The sequence below is a fragment of the Alcaligenes sp. 13f genome (genome assembly GCF_020496585.1).
Lineage (GTDB): Bacteria > Pseudomonadota > Gammaproteobacteria > Burkholderiales > Burkholderiaceae_B > Alcaligenes > Alcaligenes phenolicus.
In genome coordinates this window covers 24,449-37,340 of the sequence record NZ_JAHKKC010000002.1, presented here as the reverse complement: position 1 = coordinate 37,340, position 12,892 = coordinate 24,449, and the positions used below count along the sequence as shown (strand labels likewise).

At 50.4% G+C, this 12,892-nt stretch carries 16 protein-coding genes; 8 read left to right on the top strand and 8 right to left on the bottom strand.

The features are described from left to right. The first annotated feature begins 4 nt into the window (after window positions 1-4). Genes KOE80_RS01660 through KOE80_RS01650 form a run of 3 tightly spaced genes read left to right on the top strand, consistent with a single transcriptional unit; the run spans window position 5 to window position 1,270 of the window. A complete protein-coding gene (locus tag KOE80_RS01660; protein WP_009457495.1) occupies window positions 5-118 on the top strand; it encodes a cytochrome oxidase small assembly protein in 114 nt (37 codons plus the stop codon). A 1-nt stretch (window position 119) separates the two neighbouring features. Further along, window positions 120-344 carry a DUF2970 domain-containing protein gene (locus KOE80_RS01655; RefSeq protein WP_003805158.1) on the top strand — a complete coding sequence of 75 codons (225 nt, stop codon included), beginning with the start codon at window positions 120-122 and terminating at the stop codon, window positions 342-344. Window positions 345-394: 50 nt separating this feature from the next. Then, window positions 395-1,270: a cytochrome c oxidase subunit 3 gene (locus KOE80_RS01650; RefSeq protein ID WP_226348198.1), complete on the top strand. Its 876-nt coding sequence runs from the start codon at window positions 395-397 to the stop codon at window positions 1,268-1,270. Window positions 1,271-1,314: 44 nt separating this feature from the next. On the opposite strand, the gene KOE80_RS01645 is transcribed toward KOE80_RS01650, so the two are convergent. Continuing rightward, the gene (locus KOE80_RS01645) at window positions 1,315-1,521 is read right to left on the bottom strand and encodes a twin transmembrane helix small protein (RefSeq protein WP_042485541.1); all 207 of its coding nucleotides are present in this window, start codon (window positions 1,519-1,521) and stop codon (window positions 1,315-1,317) included. A 28-nt stretch (window positions 1,522-1,549) separates the two neighbouring features. On the opposite strand from KOE80_RS01645, the gene KOE80_RS01640 reads away from it, so the two are divergent. Genes KOE80_RS01640 through cyoE form a run of 4 tightly spaced genes read left to right on the top strand, consistent with a single transcriptional unit; the run spans window position 1,550 to window position 4,873 of the window. Continuing rightward, the gene (locus tag KOE80_RS01640; RefSeq protein ID WP_063692068.1) at window positions 1,550-2,332 is read left to right on the top strand and encodes an SURF1 family protein; all 783 of its coding nucleotides are present in this window, start codon (window positions 1,550-1,552) and stop codon (window positions 2,330-2,332) included. A 37-nt stretch (window positions 2,333-2,369) separates the two neighbouring features. Continuing rightward, on the top strand, window positions 2,370-2,963 hold the full coding sequence (locus KOE80_RS01635) for an SCO family protein (protein WP_042486076.1): 594 nt from the start codon (window positions 2,370-2,372) through the stop codon (window positions 2,961-2,963). A gap of 4 nt (window positions 2,964-2,967) precedes the next feature. Beyond that, the gene (locus KOE80_RS01630) at window positions 2,968-4,041 is read left to right on the top strand and encodes a COX15/CtaA family protein (RefSeq protein ID WP_026483577.1); all 1,074 of its coding nucleotides are present in this window, start codon (window positions 2,968-2,970) and stop codon (window positions 4,039-4,041) included. Beyond that, window positions 3,980-4,873, top strand: coding sequence for a heme o synthase (cyoE, locus tag KOE80_RS01625; protein ID WP_042485530.1), 894 nt, complete (start codon window positions 3,980-3,982; stop codon window positions 4,871-4,873). The genes KOE80_RS01630 and cyoE overlap by 62 nt, the downstream gene beginning before the upstream one ends. 153 nt (window positions 4,874-5,026) lie before the next feature. Here the strand turns inward: cyoE and KOE80_RS01620 are convergent, their stop codons facing one another. The 6 genes from KOE80_RS01620 to KOE80_RS01595 all read right to left on the bottom strand — a co-directional run bounded on the left by KOE80_RS01620 (window position 5,027) and on the right by KOE80_RS01595 (window position 10,921). After that, entirely contained in the window at window positions 5,027-6,088 is a 1,062-nt protein-coding gene (locus KOE80_RS01620) for a hypothetical protein (RefSeq protein WP_226348197.1), read from the bottom strand. Between the two features lie 133 nt (window positions 6,089-6,221). Continuing rightward, the gene (locus KOE80_RS20505) at window positions 6,222-6,863 is read right to left on the bottom strand and encodes a lysophospholipid acyltransferase family protein (protein ID WP_226348196.1); all 642 of its coding nucleotides are present in this window, start codon (window positions 6,861-6,863) and stop codon (window positions 6,222-6,224) included. 21 nt (window positions 6,864-6,884) lie between these two features. Next, window positions 6,885-8,039: an acyl-CoA dehydrogenase family protein gene (locus KOE80_RS01610; RefSeq protein WP_226348195.1), complete on the bottom strand. Its 1,155-nt coding sequence runs from the start codon at window positions 8,037-8,039 to the stop codon at window positions 6,885-6,887. Beyond that, window positions 8,008-8,916 (bottom strand): phosphatidylserine decarboxylase, encoded by a 909-nt coding sequence (locus KOE80_RS01605; RefSeq protein WP_226348194.1) that lies wholly within the window; start codon window positions 8,914-8,916, stop codon window positions 8,008-8,010. The genes KOE80_RS01610 and KOE80_RS01605 overlap by 32 nt, the downstream gene beginning before the upstream one ends. 33 nt (window positions 8,917-8,949) lie before the next feature. After that, window positions 8,950-9,876 (bottom strand): phosphatidate cytidylyltransferase, encoded by a 927-nt coding sequence (locus KOE80_RS01600; RefSeq protein ID WP_226348193.1) that lies wholly within the window; start codon window positions 9,874-9,876, stop codon window positions 8,950-8,952. Between the two features lie 115 nt (window positions 9,877-9,991). Beyond that, a complete protein-coding gene (locus tag KOE80_RS01595; RefSeq protein WP_226348192.1) occupies window positions 9,992-10,921 on the bottom strand; it encodes a GNAT family N-acetyltransferase in 930 nt (309 codons plus the stop codon). 305 nt (window positions 10,922-11,226) lie between these two features. Between KOE80_RS01595 and KOE80_RS01590 the strand changes: the two genes are divergently transcribed. Then, window positions 11,227-12,006 (top strand): AraC family transcriptional regulator, encoded by a 780-nt coding sequence (locus KOE80_RS01590; RefSeq protein WP_226348191.1) that lies wholly within the window; start codon window positions 11,227-11,229, stop codon window positions 12,004-12,006. A 22-nt stretch (window positions 12,007-12,028) separates the two neighbouring features. On the opposite strand, the gene KOE80_RS01585 is transcribed toward KOE80_RS01590, so the two are convergent. Then, entirely contained in the window at window positions 12,029-12,727 is a 699-nt protein-coding gene (locus KOE80_RS01585; RefSeq protein ID WP_226348190.1) for an HAD family hydrolase, read from the bottom strand. Window positions 12,728-12,892: the final 165 nt, after the last annotated feature.

Below are 12,892 nucleotides of genomic sequence, written 5' to 3'. Positions count from 1 at the left end.
CCGTATGACCCCCGAACAACGCCGTCGCAACCGCCGTCTGGGATTGCTCCTGGCCGTGTTCGTCATTGCCGTCATGGCCTGGACCTTTCTAAAAGGCAGTCAATTTTTAGGACAGTGATATGGATGACGATTTTCGGGACCTCACACGGCGCAAGCTCAGTTTTTTCCAGACATTGAAAGCCATTGCCTGGGGATTTTTTGGAGTCCGTCGTGGCCGCGACCATGAGCAGGACATTGCCAAGATCAATCCGGTCTATCTGATTATTGCCGCCTTGATCGCCACGGTTGTTTTCGTTGTGGGCCTGATTATGGTGGCCCGCTGGTTCATTGGTCAGGCCAGCTGAACCCTGGCCGGATACTGCGCCCAAGGGCACATGACCCGAAGGAGAACACTATGCATGTCGAGACTACGGCTCACCCGTCCAAGGCGCCGTATTACTACGTCCCCGGCTTGTCGGGGCATCCGGTACGCGCCAGCATTTCCCTGTGCCTGACGCTGTTGGGTGCGGCTACCTGGATCAATAACTGGCCGGGCGGCTTCTGGGTGTTTCTGGTCGGGATTCTCAGCTTCTTGCTGGTGCTGTTCTTCTGGTTCAGCGACGCCGTGCGCGAGTCCGAAACCGGCCTGAACAGCACACGCGTAGACGTCTCCTATCGCTGGAGCATGTCGTGGTTCATCTTTTCCGAAGTCATGTTTTTTGCGGCCTTTTTCGGGGCGCTTTGGTATACCCGTGAAATTGCCACGCCGCTGTTAAGCGACCTGGATCACCGCGCCCTGCTCTGGCCTGACTTCACCGGCACCTGGCCCAACCAGGGCCCCGCTGGCACTGTCGCCCCGTTCCAGACCGTAGGCCCGCTGTGGCTACCTACGATCAATACGGCCTTGCTGCTGACCTCGGGCGTCACCCTGACCATTGCTCACCACGCCCTGCGCGCCAGCAAGCGTGGCGGCGCGATCTTCTGGCTGTTCATGACGGTTGCGCTGGGCTTCGCCTTTGTGGCCTGCCAGGCTTACGAATACATGCACGCCTACGCCGAACTGAACCTGAAGTTCACTTCCGGTGCGTACGGGGCCTTGTTCTATATGTTGACGGGCTTTCACGGCTTTCACGTGATTATCGGCGCCACCATGCTGACGGTGATGCTGATACGGCTGATGCGCGGCCACTTTACCGCCGAGCACCACTTTGGTTTTGAAGGTGCCGCCTGGTACTGGCACTTTGTGGACGTGGTGTGGCTGGGCCTGTACCTGTACGTCTACTGGTTCTAGTGATTCATGACCCAGGCCCGTTTCTTCGGGCCTGGGTTTTTACTTCAGGCCAAGGGCACGCCGGTGCTTTCAATCCAACCCAGGTAATGGGCCAGCAACACAAACAGGAACAGGGCCACGGACAAACCCACTCGCCAGGTCAGAGCATAGGCCATACGATTGGAATTACCCCGGTCCCGCATCAAATACACCAGGGCCGAACCCAACGAAACAATAATCCCCAGAAACACGATCAGGACTAGCACACGCATTACGTCTCCCCCGCTTCAGGTTGAATTGATGTCCAGCAACAATCCTCGTTCTTCTTCGACTCGATCCCTGCTTGCCCTGGTTTGTCTGGGTTTGCTGATGCTGCTGTTCATTAGCCTGGGACGCTGGCAACTGAGCCGCGCGCAGGAACGTCAAAGCCTGGCACAACAAATAGAACAAGGCCGCCAGCAAGCTCCCCTGCATATTGATTCCCAGGCCAGCCTGGATAAAGGTGCCTTGTGGCAGTCTGTCGCGGTGCACGGCTCCTGGCGCAGTGAGTTAACTGTACTCCTGGATAATCGCAATTTCAAAGGTAAACCGGGCTACTGGATTGCCACCCCTTTTGTGCTGGATGAGGGCGATTTGGCGGGCTCCAGCCTGCTCGTGCTACGTGGTTGGCTGGCTCGTGTACCGGGGCAAACCCCTAGCGTTCCGGCCGCGCCTTCCGGCTCCGAAACCATTTCGGGCGAGTTGATGGAACGTGTTCCGCGTCTGTTTGAGCTGGGCAGCAGCCCCTTGCCCGAACACTTGCCCGACTCGTCGGGTACGCCCCCTGTCGTGCAGAACCTGGCCCTGGAAGATCTGCGCAGCCGCATTGATCTACCTGTGCTGCCGCGTGTACTGGCCCAGACCGCCCCCGCCTCGGAGCTGCAAACCAATTGGCCCGACCCGAATATCGACTTTGAAAAGAACCGGGGCTATGCACTGCAATGGTTCGGTTTTGCCCTGATTGCCCTGTGTGCCTGGATCGGTGTAGCGTGGAAATGGCTGCGACGCTCCAGGCCCAACTCTGCCCCTACAAGGAAAACCTAACGTGGACACGACTCAAACCCCTGCCCGCCCGCGTTCCATGACTCCGCTGTATCTGCTGCTGGCGATCAGTCTGGCACCCGTGCTGTTTGCACTGGCCGCCTACTACATGCCTTCATTGGGACTGCGGCCAGACGAGAGCAATGCCTACGGTCAATTGATTGAGCCCCAGCGCAGCGTGCCTGAACCCGCCGCCCTGCCCCTGCGCAATTTGCAAGGCGAGGCCTTTGATCTGCAATCGCTGCGGGGTCGCTGGGTACTGGTCAGCGCCGATGAAAGCGCCTGCCCCGAAAGCTGCGTGCGCAAGCTGTTCATCCTGCGCAACTCCCACGCCAGCCAAGGCAAGAACGTGGATCGCCTGGCTCGTGTTTGGTTTGTGACCGACCAGGGCCAACCAACCGAGCAAATTCTGGAGGCCTATCAAGGTACGCATATGCTGCGCGCCGATCCGCGCCAGCTGGCCGAATTTCTGACTCCTGACGCTGCTGGCAAGGCCCCCGAACAAGCCGTCAAGAATGGCATGTGGATCATCGACCCCAATGGCAATTTGATGATGCTGTTTCCGGGCGATGCCGACCCGCTCAAGGTTCGCACCGATATACGCAAACTGCTGAACAATTCACGCATCGGATAAGTTTATGGCCGATATCCGCCAACGCTACCGCAAGCTGGTTTACCTGACCTGGTTCCTGACTTTGGACCTGATCATGTTTGGCGCTTTTGTGCGCCTGACAGATTCCGGTCTGGGCTGCCCGGACTGGCCCGGTTGCTATGGCAAGCTCACGCCGCTGGGCGCGGGCGCACATATCGAACAAGCTTATCAAGCCATGCCTTATGGCCCGGTCAGCTGGGGCAAGGCCTGGATTGAAATGATCCACCGCTACGTAGGCGCGGCCCTGGGCATGCTGATTATTGCCATTGTATGGATGGCCTGGCGGCATCGTCATACGCTGGGCCATTCGGCACGCCTGGCTCTATTCACCTTGCTGGCGGTGTGCGTGCAAGGCGCCTTTGGCGCCTGGACCGTGACCCACAAGCTGATGCCCATTATCGTCACCACCCACTTGCTGGGCGGCATGAGCGTGCTGGCCTTGATGACCTGGCTGGCCGTGCGCGAGAACCCCGGCCCGCCTGTGTCCCCGGTAACCCGCCGCTGGCGACCCTGGTTGATCGGCGCATTTCTCCTGCTGACCATTCAGATTGGTTTGGGTGGCTGGGTCAGCACCAACTACGCTGCGCTGGCCTGCATGGACTTCCCGCAGTGCCACGGCCAATGGATACCCGAGATGGATCTGCACGGCGGATTCTCGCTATTCCGCGCGCTGGGCGAGCTGCCTTCCGGTGAAATGATTTCCCAGGCCGCGCTGACCGCCATCCATTGGGTTCACCGCAATATGGCCTTTTTGGTGTTTCTGGTTCTGGGTTCCGTTGCGTGGAAATTACGCGCCGACCCCATATTGCGTCGCCCCGCAACTTTGGTCCTTTTGCTGCTGCTGGCTCAGCTCATCACGGGGTTAACCACGATCTTTTTCCAATGGCCTCTTTTGATTGCCGTCCTGCATAATGGGGGAGCTGCCGGTCTCGTTTTATGCTGCGTCACCCTGTTGGTACGGCTTTCCCGCAAGTCGACTGTCCCCCAAGGAATACAGTATGACAAACACCGCTACCCTGGCTCCCGCCTCGCTCCTGCGCCAGTATCTGGTACTGACTAAACCCAGAGTCACCCAGCTGGCTGTTTTCTGTGCCGTTATCGGCATGTTTCTGGCTGCTCCCGGCCTGCCCGATCCGGGCACCGTGGTCGCGGGCACGCTGGGCATATGGATGCTGGCGGCTGCCGCCTTTGCCATCAACTGCCTGATCGAAAGCCAGATTGATGCCCGCATGTTGCGTACCGCTCGGCGCGGTACGGCACGCGGCACCATTACCCCGCCGCAAGTCCTGGCCATGTCCGGTTTGCTGGGCGGCATGGGCATGCTGGTGCTGTATTACTGGGTGAATCCGCTGACCATGTGGCTGACCTTGGCCACCTTCATTGGTTATGCGGTGATCTATACCGTGATTCTCAAACCCCTGACCCCACAAAACATCGTGATCGGCGGTTTGTCCGGTGCCATGCCCCCTGCCCTGGGCTGGGCCGCCATTGCCAATGCCGTACCGGCTGAAGCCTGGCTGCTGGTGCTGATCATCTTCATCTGGACGCCCCCGCACTTCTGGGCATTGGCGCTCTACCGTCAGCACGACTACCAGCGCTCCGGCCTGCCCATGCTCCCCGTCACCCACGGCAAAACCTTTACGACGCTGCATGTGCTGCTCTACAGCTACATCCTGATGGCTTCCAGCCTGCTGCCCTTCATCATCCGCATGAGTGGTGTGCTGTATCTAGTGGCTGCGATCTTGCTGGGCGCACGTTTCATTCAATACGCCCATCAACTGCACCGCAACTACAGCGATGAGCTGTCCCGCAAGCTGTTCCGCTTTTCCATTATTTATCTGGCCGTCCTGTTTGGAGCGCTGCTGCTGGATCATTGGGTGCGTTTGATCTGAATCTCATCGACAGAGTGAGGAAATAACGACCGCCCTATCCCAGAGGGCGCCACCCAGTCTGCTTATGCAATATAGGCGTATGGCCCTTACCAAGTAATTACGTCTATCCAAATGCATAGATTTTAAAACCACAAAACTATTCGATAGATTGAGTTATGGCCTTGAAGACTTTCTATTATTTGCCATGGTTACCAACAATAACGACACACAGAACGAGAACCCAGCAACAATTCGCAAAGGCCATAAATAAGAGCCCATTGCCTGCACAGCCAAACTAAATAAATAAGCGCCAGCACCAGCACTGCACATGTGCACTATGATCAAACGACCCGACACACGTGCTACCTTGTCATAAGATGCAGCTACACTCATGCTGTACATAAAATAGCCTGCAGAAAGTGCTGGCCAAGCCTGTAAGCTGACCAACCCAAGCCAAGTTTGATAAAAAGCTGCTGTCACCATACATACAGCAGAGGCCAGCATCGATCCGACAATAAGACTGCGAAACAGGTTTCCCGATTCCTGCATGCGCGTAAACAGGAAGATCGAGCCAAACGTTGTCAGACCCGACATAAAAAGCGCGATCGCGGTGATATTAGGGCTTTCGAATGCCTGGTCAACGATAAGCACAAAATGCAAAGCAAAGAAACCAGCGAGTCCGCCCGACAAAGCAATCGCTGCATACTCAGCAAAACCCACTCGCAACATTGACCTCGCCGCAATATGCCGTCCGGCCTCTCCTGGGGTAGGTAAAAACCGTCCTCTAGAAGGCACTCGTATAACCGCAAACAGGCAAAATACCAGTGTCATCACAACTAAACAAAGCACAGCAGTCTGCCATTGGATGAACTGAGAAGCCCACAGTACCGCAGGCGGTACAACCAAGCCTGAGATGAGTGGCCCAACAGTCAGCGCCCGCATATTAATCAACAAGGATTCAGGAGGTAGGTTAGCAACCAAGTGCTGAGGACACTGCAACCCGAGCAATGCCCATCCTATGCCACCGCCAATGCAAAAAACAGCAGCCAAGATATGAAATGAATCCGCAAATGCAATGAAAGCCAATGTCGCAGCGGAGAGACTCGTCCCTATCAAGAGTAACAATCCAATGCCCACATACCTTGCTATTACAGGATAGATAAGAATGATCATGCTTGCCACAAGCATATTGCCCAGTAGCACAAAAGCAATATCAGCAGGCTGAACGCCTAGCATCACCACCAACTGAGGGGCTAGAGCCTGCAATAATAGACGTGGGACCGCTCCAAACACTCGAAAGGCTAAAATAGCGTACGCCATGCCCTGTAGGGCATTAGTCCTGCGGCTCGTGTTCAAGGTTCCTCTCAACCTAAGCACACGACTCTGCGTCCGTTACACCAAACTCAACCGAAACCGAGTGCATATAAGCGCGTCTAGAGCCATTCCACCGCACAGGCACACCCACTCGCACATAGCAAGCATGCGGGAGTGGAATCGCAGCCCCTCTAGGAAGTGAATACCCTAACCCCGAAAGCCGCACAGGAATCATGGGAACATTGGGATGCTGTTCAGCAAGTGTTGCGATACCGCCCTTCAAACGCGATGGAATCTCGGGTTCTCCACGAGTGCCTTCAGGGAAGAAAATCAAGATCTGTCCCTCCTCCAAGGCCTTACTACAACGCTGCAAAGAGCGCTTCGCCTCGCCACCGTTTGCCCCCCCAACCGGAAGAATACCTACAACATGGGTGGCAAACCAAGCAAGACAACGATTTCGTAAAAAGTAGCGATCTGAAGCAACGGGACTAAGCAAAGGAAGAGCCCTGAAAGGAAGTAAGGCTCCGAGCACTAGTGTATCCAAGTGACTATTGTGATTCGCAATCAAAATGGCAGGACCAGCTTTAGGAAGGCGCTCCCGCCCCGTCACTCTCACTCCGAGGACAAAGATCGAGATAAACCGACCAAATGCCTTGTAAAAAATCAGGCGCAGTAGAACTTGGAAAAGAAATTTCATCAGCTTGACCGCATCAAAGACCTACCTGCTCAACGCACTACGGCCCGAGCTACTTTCTAAATCACTATTAGAACGGGGATGCATAGCGCCATACAGCACATACTCAGAGATTCTGCCAAATGAACTTTCATCTACCATCATGCTGAGTCCTCCTAAGTGCCGAATTTGCGAGACGATAGAAGAAGCGACCTGTGTACCGGTGTACTTGAGAACCTCTGCTGCAACGCTAAACTCTCTCATCGCCACAGCTGGAGAGTTATGAGAAGCCTCCACCAACACCGACTCAACGGCATAACGTAAGGAGAGCGCAGAACGCAATTGCAGCTCCATACGACCTACAGCACTTTCATGCTTCAGAACGCTATCACCGGAACCTACCGTGGCTATCTTACGTATGCAAACCTCTAAAGCTGCACGCGCTGCGCCAAGATACGCAGCTGAAATAAGCGACTGAAACCAAGAAAGTGAATAGGCATGAAACTGCGTTGTGGCAGTGATATCAGCTACGCTAACAAGCTGATATGGGGCAATACTGACCTGATCAAAGTTAATTGCACGCGTATCGGTCTCCTGCAAAAAAGCAACGGGAGGAGTTGTATCGAACGCAATATTTGGATTGTCTTTCAATACGACATAAAAAAGCCCAAAACTATGATCAGAAATGGCTGCAGTAAAAAACAGAATATCGGCAATACTTGCCATCGACTGATAGCGTTTACGTCCGGTAACCACCCATCGCCCATCCACCATCACTGCGTTAAGACCAGCTTTGATTCGCCCATCCGATTGAATCGTCATATCAAAACTCGAAACCGCACACAGTAGCTTTTCATCTTGAATCATCTTGAGAAAATAATCTCGCTTCTGACGAGACTCCTCATCAAAAATCTCTGCAGTAGCAATCGTCCCTAAAGCATACTGATGCATGGTTAGCCCAACCGCTGCAGCAATATCAACCTTACCAATTTCATGCAGTAATTCAAAAGACGATCGGTAAATCTCATATGGAAGTTTTTGTCGGTCAACCATATGCGACAAAATATCAGTTTTTCGCAACGCTGAAACTGCATCCGATGAAAAAAAACGTCCTTTCCAACGCGAGCAAAAATCCCTAGCTTGAATAACCAAATTCGAGGAATTCATATCAATTTTTTCGAAAGCCAATACTTTCTCCATAGCGCACCAATGTTTCAATTCCATTATTACTATTCGCTTCAATATCAGAATCCATCACAACGGTACCTGGTTTAAAAACAAGAATTATTGTCGACCCACCAAGAGAGAAAAAACCTTTCTCTTGCCCACGTACCACACGGGTACCAGATTGGTTTAACTGAGTAATAGCGCCGACACCCAACGCTCCTACGTCAACATGCAAAACATCGCCAAAAGTGGTGGTATGTAAGAGGCTACAATCTCGTACGTTAACCGTGAACGATTTAGCATTAGCCCACAATGCATACGGATGAACAGCCTCACACAAACGCCCAGACGTCCATGTATTGCCAACCGTCGCATCATCGATATAACAAAAGCGGTGGTAATCGAATGGAGCCAACCTGAGCACGATGACAGTGCCTCCCACATAAGCTTGCGCCATTTCGGCTTTTCCCAGAAGTGCTTCCAAAGTAAAGCTACGCCCCTTAACGGGAAGAACACAATCCTCTTTCATCTCATACTTAATTACACGCGCGTCTGCGGGTGAGATCAACACTCCCAGCTTCATATCGATTGGCCGAGCCCCAACTCTCAGTTTCCTCGTGAAAAATTCGTCAAAACTGCAAAATGATTCTATAGGACGATCCAATTCGCTAATCTCAATATTATAGTTTTTTACAAAACTACGAATTTTACGAGTAGATTTATTGCTACGATTCAGAATTCCATAAATATTCGAAAAAAAGCGATTTCGAAAAATAACATAACGCAATACCACCCCAATCGGAGTGTAATACATAAACCAGAGCCAAAACTCATTAAAAACTGGCTCATTAACTATTTCAAAATGCGGATTTCGAGTTGCAATCTTTAACGGCTTTATGAGATTTGACATATTAAAAATTAACTATTTAAATTAAACATTAATTCAAATAAATAAAAAACAAAAAAATGCAGGCGCACTCAAAGTCAAACTATCCACGCGATCAAGAAACCCGCCGTGCCCAGGAAGAGAACTACCACTATCTTTAATATTTAAGTTCCGCTTAACTGCCGAGAAGCAAACATCACCAAAAACACCGGCCAACGAAACTGAAAAACCTAAAACGATAGAAATAAAAATACTCATTCCATTAATTAAATACGGAGCTAATATGAGTGACACGACGGCTGTACTCAGTGCACCACCAATAGCCCCGGCTATTGTTTTACCTGGACTAACGGAAGGGAAAATCTTCCGTTTGCCATAAGCCTTCCCCCATACGTACTGCATGACATCATTGACTACGGTCAGCAACAACAGCATATAAAATCCGCTGCCAACAATTGCGCCACCCGATGAAATAAAAGTTACCGATAAACTCAAATTAAAAACCAAAAAAATATAGCCCCACAATAAAGTAGCGGTAGTTGAAATATAGTTACTAGTTTCACCTTTCAAAACGGAGATGCAACTAATAGACGTCGCCGCCACAACTGGAAGGATGAACAAATTTAAGCTTTGAGGGTAAAAATAGGCCATCGTATAAGTCGCGGGGATCAACATATACGCAAAAAAACACTGTGCTCTACCATGAACCCCAAGTTGAGTTATAGAGATAAACTCACGTAAGGCAAGATAACTCACTAAAGACATAGCAACCACAATTGCCACATTCCCAAAAAACGCGGGAACAGTAAAAAAAAGCAAGATCTTTAACCAGGTTTGAATACGTGGGCCTAACTCTTCGACAGTAGTGACACTTAGTCTCCCGCCTACCACTACCTTAACCGTATATGCAAAGCCCAAAACCGCCCATAAAATGGCTAATTCCAAAGGCAAATACCTAATTAAATCGGCGGATACATATTCCATAATTTTTTGAAAATAATAAATAGCGAATTAAGAACCAGCTATAAATTCACTATGAAAAATTGCTAAAAAATCATCTTAAATAAAAATCAAAAATTCAAAACATCGATTAAATCTACTAATCCAATGACCCCAAGAGCATGCCACGTTTAAAGAAAATATCTCGAGTCATGCTCAGCAGTAGTGCTTTCTTGTGAGGAAAATCAATCTCCCCTACAACAGAAAATCCAAATCGGCGCAAATAATTGATCATGCGCTCATTATCAATACGAGGCTCACAAACTAGCCTCTGCGTCCTAGACTCATCCAAGAATGCATAATGGATAAGTGATGCAAGCCAGGCCTCTACACGATGTTCACCTCGGAATCGATCATCACCAACCAGCATATGAAGTCCACGATCGTAGTCGGCCGCATCATAGTGTTGACCTACCTTGTCCTCTTTCGCCCAATAAACATCGAAATAACCAAAAGGGCAGCCATCAAATTCGCCAATCAATGGCTGTGCATGCTTATCTGCAAGCAGTGCATGTAGTAATTGATAATGAAACTCTGGCGTTCCCTGCATTCCCCAGAAAGCATTGACACGCTCATTGTTCATCCATGTATGGAGATGTATTTGATCAACTTCAGGATCTAACCCTCGGAAACTCAATCGGTAGCCCAGCTGTGAAATATATCTAGAGTAAACAAAGCCGATAGGGCGCTCTGGCCGTTGAGGATGCCGCAACGCGCCTGATTGCACGTAATCATCAACTCTTGGGTTGGATAGAGCCCTACTTAGCCAAGCCCGTCCACACTGGAGAAAATCTTCACGCTTTACACAAAAAAAAGGACTACCAATAGTTTCGCTAGCGCTTCCCTTGATAGCCTCCATATGTAAAATATCTTCAAGGCAAAGAGCAGACGCTGAATCTATAGTGATTTCATCTGGATAAGAAGGAGCGAAAAAAGCTTCCTCAATTATGCTCAGCGTCTCATTTAGCTTAGTATCTTCTTGTCGAAAATCAGTTCTAAACACATTTCCAGAAGCCTTCAATTTATTCATAGAGTCATTATAAATATCTATTAAAAATGAAAATTAAATACAAAAATTATTTAAAACGAAGTATATTTTATTGACTTGCCCCATGATGATCTATTCCTATTCAGACAAAAAATATGTCTAAAGCGACAATTTCATCCGCCATGACCAAAAAAAACAAGAAAACCATCTTATTTCCATTACTATTTTTTAAAAAATTATTAAGCAATGAAAATTAAATTAGGCAGCAATAAGTCTAAGCCTCAACAAACAATAAAACTTAAAATGATTTTCTATAAAATAGGCAATTAAATGAACCAAGGAAGGCCATGAGAAAAAAAAGCCTATACCACACTGACTACCAAGACATTCCCCGCTTTATTGGTGCGATGGGCAAAGAATATCCTGACGGATATATAAGCTCTGCACATAGTCATCCACGTGCACAGTTTCTGTATGCCTCTGCTGGTGTCATGGAAGTTCAGACGCACGACACACTCTGGGTTGTTCCGTCTCAGCAAGCGCTCTGGATTCCGGCGGAAACGACTCATGAAACACGCATGCGAGGGAATGTCTCGCTCCAGACCCTTTATATCGACACGACACGTTGTGCCTTAGGGTCCCCGAAGCAGCCGACAATCATTCGAGTCTCTGCACTACTACGAGAACTAATCAGCCGTGCAATTGAGATGCCGATAGAGTACGAATTGGGAGGACGCGACGAGCGGATAATTCAGCTCATCTTGCTAGAAATAGACTGGAAGGAACGTCGGCCATTATCAGTGTCACGTCCTCGAGACCCGAGACTCAAACGAATCTTTGATAGCGTGCATAAAACTCCAGCTGACGACAGGAGCCTTCAAGATTGGGCACACATTGTGGGAGCGTCCAGTCGGACACTTACCAGGCTTTTCCAGGCAGAGTTTGGCTTGTCTTTCCGAGATTGGCGTCAACAAATGCGTTTACTGGCGGCGATTCCTCTTTTAACCGCAGGAATGCCTATTACCAAAGTGGCAGGGGATGTCGGATACGACACACCCAGCGCCTTTTCCCTGATGTTTCGCAAGGTCACCGGCATCACGCCAAGCCAATATCTTGCGCGCTATTGATAACGCCCTGAGACCGTCATGCTTACGACAACTCCAGACATCGTATGACATCACCCAGATCATCAACGACAGTGGCTCCTTGAGTACGCAAGGCACGACCTGATGCTGAATCAGGACTGCCAATACCAACGAACCCCAAACCAAGCGCACTCGCGACCCGCATGTCCCACAAACCATCTCCTACAGACACCACGGCCCGAGGCCTGTCCATATCATAGAGATGCATTGCACGGACTCGCGCAGCCTCGACGAGATCATCACGTGCAGCATGCTCGGACGAGGTAAGCAACGCTTCCTCCACAAAATCGATCGCAACAGCATGAAGTTTTTTCCGGCTCACTGACCGGATACCTCCCGTGGCGAACACTACGCCCCAGCGTGTCGTCTCCATAGCCTTTACGAATGTTCGGGCACCAGCAATTTCACGCAAGCCGCGCTCAGCAAGCAGGACCGAAAACCGGGAACCCAAATCCCTCTCAAAACTCGCCATCTGATCTGGCGAGATCCCTGTTCGCCCATGCTCTTCCATTGCATGAGTAAAGATCCCGGTATCAGTGTGATGAGGATAGCTGCCCCAGTCGGTATTCAAATGCTCCAACATTAGCGCTTGCATGGTCCCAAACAAGGCTTCCTGATGCATGGCAATGGAATCGGTCAACGTACCGTCAATATCAAGTATCAAGATACTGTCTTTTTTCACGGTTTGAGTGTTGGCAGTCATAGTCTATGAAAGGCATCATGCACACTCTGTAAACACGGGCACGTAGCCGAGAAAGTGCGCAAAGTAAAAAGTTCTTTACTCTGACGATTCAACGTCAGCACGAGTCTACGGTGACCGAGTAACTGTTGCCTATCTCGTAGTAGCCACGGAATACGCCTGATACGA